The organism is Pseudomonas sp. P5_B2, from assembly GCF_056400445.1.
Map to the genome: position 1 here is coordinate 1 of NZ_JBFULH010000756.1, position 1,770 is coordinate 1,770.

Consider the following 1,770-nt stretch of genomic DNA (forward strand, 5'->3'; position numbering starts at 1 on the left):
GTATGGGGCGAAGACCACGATCCTATTCCGGCGGTGGTTCACGTAACCGTGAATTCTGATTTAGGCGAAAAGGTCATCGGGAAAATCGACGGCCCCTTTAAAAGCATCGAAGAGTCTGAAGAACTGGCGGTCAAGTTCGCTGTGGAATGGTACGACCGAGGTAATGCGTAGGCCTACAGCGTTAAAGGCGAAAGTTGATAATGCGCCCGCCTCGCCGGCTGGCGTGATTTGTTGAAGTGGGGTATTTGTGTTCGGCCCGGCATGGAGCCGGATTAAGGAGAACTAAATGGCTACTGATTTCACGAAGGGCCGATACAACGTCTATTCAGGTCGTGGTCCAACAGCTCAGCTGATTGGGCGGATAGATGAAGATGAATTCGTGCGTAGCAATTTGGGTGAGCTGCTGTACAGGATCGACGGCACCGAGGTTTACACCGCTGGCTCCAACGCGAAGTACGTCGGGGATCTCATGGAAACAGAGCGCGGTCGAGCCGTGGTTGTCGATGCCAATCAGAATGCTGCGCTCACCATTGCTCCTGAATAATTCAGCCCGATAGGTGAGGGCGTCAGGCGGCCGCTTGAGCATCCTGCTTCGGCGGCCAGTCGGTGAAGCCAACTTTGGGCGCCTTGGTCTTCGGATTGATGATCGGCTTGTTCTGGGCGTCGACCAGCACCGCCTTTGCCCTGATGTGCATGTCGCGGCACTTCAGGGTCTTGCGGGCCAGCTCAATGAACTGCTCGGCGTACTGCGGTGCGTCGAACGGCGAACCGTACCCCCCCCCATGATCTTCTCGGCACGCTTGTGGACCATCTCAAGCCACTCAGCTTCAGGGATCGGCTCGGTACCGCCCAGCACTTTGAGATTCTTCCGGGTGCCACTGGTTTTCTTGCGCGCCTCGGCGAGGGCGAGATCTTGGGTCATGCCAAACACTGCAAATGTGCTCATGGGTTATCTCCAGTCAGGCGCCGACCTCCGTGACCGGTGGTGGCAATTTGGTTTGGGTTGGGGTATTACGAGTGACCGGCATGGGGCCGAGATGAGAAATGGAGCTTGAATATGAAAAAGTCAGATTTTGAATATGACATGGATGAGTTCAGAACCCTGATTTCAAGGACTGCGCACAGCTACAAGCGAGCAACGGACCGCTACCTAGAACTCGTGGAAACGTGGATAAATTTTTCGTCAGAAGAATTTGGTGGGGAAGTTTCGTTCGAATTAGAGCGTGAACAATCTCGAGTGTCGGGGAGAGTGATCGGACAGAAATTCAATATCAGATCAAGGATTCTCATCACTAACCAAGGCGTCTATCTTCGTGGCGCGATAACCGTGCGTGATGTTTTGATCGACAATGAGACCGAAATTGGAAGCTTCTTAGTGTCGCCAAATGGCTCTGTCCATGCTGAAGATGGAGAGCTTTTGATCGACCGGCACCAGCACATGATTGAATACAGCCTATTGGTCGCTATTCTTCGCAGAGTTCTTGGCTTCACCGCGAAGGGCTAATTATCTCATCACCCGGGTCGGCCGTAATTTCAGCCATGCTCTTCTCGTAAAATACTCGCGACACCTTTTCTGGAATTTCATAAGGTGTCGTGACACAGGCGAGCATCTTTGCTTGAGTGTCGAAGTTTGCGGCGATGAGGTTGATCAGCAGCCGCTGGTGAATGTCCTGTTGGTTGTTGATGCCGTGAGCCTTCATTACTTTGTGCAGATCAGGCCTGAACACCCCGGCAACTTCGATCTGAAACTTCCCAATGCCGAGCGCGGCA

5 protein-coding genes are annotated in these 1,770 nt (G+C 53.2%); 2 read left to right on the top strand and 3 right to left on the bottom strand.

What is annotated here, in order from left to right; all coding sequences use genetic code 11:
* The first annotated feature begins 286 nt into the window (after positions 1-286).
* Entirely contained in the window at positions 287-544 is a 258-nt protein-coding gene (locus tag AC1DRJ_RS26400) for a hypothetical protein (RefSeq protein WP_477804739.1), read from the top strand.
* A gap of 22 nt (positions 545-566) precedes the next feature.
* On the opposite strand, the gene AC1DRJ_RS26405 is transcribed toward AC1DRJ_RS26400, so the two are convergent.
* Together AC1DRJ_RS26405 and AC1DRJ_RS26410 are read right to left on the bottom strand one after the other, a co-directional pair.
* Positions 567-695 carry a hypothetical protein gene (locus AC1DRJ_RS26405; RefSeq protein WP_477804740.1) on the bottom strand — a complete coding sequence of 43 codons (129 nt, stop codon included), beginning with the start codon at positions 693-695 and terminating at the stop codon, positions 567-569.
* Positions 696-706: 11 nt separating this feature from the next.
* Complete coding sequence (locus tag AC1DRJ_RS26410; protein WP_477804741.1) at positions 707-946, bottom strand: hypothetical protein; 240 nt, start codon at positions 944-946, stop codon at positions 707-709.
* Positions 947-1,057: 111 nt separating this feature from the next.
* Between AC1DRJ_RS26410 and AC1DRJ_RS26415 the strand changes: the two genes are divergently transcribed.
* Positions 1,058-1,504, top strand: a complete 447-nt coding sequence (locus AC1DRJ_RS26415) for a hypothetical protein (protein WP_477804742.1) — start codon at positions 1,058-1,060, stop codon at positions 1,502-1,504.
* Here the strand turns inward: AC1DRJ_RS26415 and AC1DRJ_RS26420 are convergent.
* Positions 1,488-1,770: hypothetical protein (locus AC1DRJ_RS26420; RefSeq protein ID WP_477804743.1), on the bottom strand; the 283-nt coding region annotated here is incomplete at its 5' end. The two genes, AC1DRJ_RS26415 and AC1DRJ_RS26420, sit on opposite strands and share 17 nt — an antisense overlap.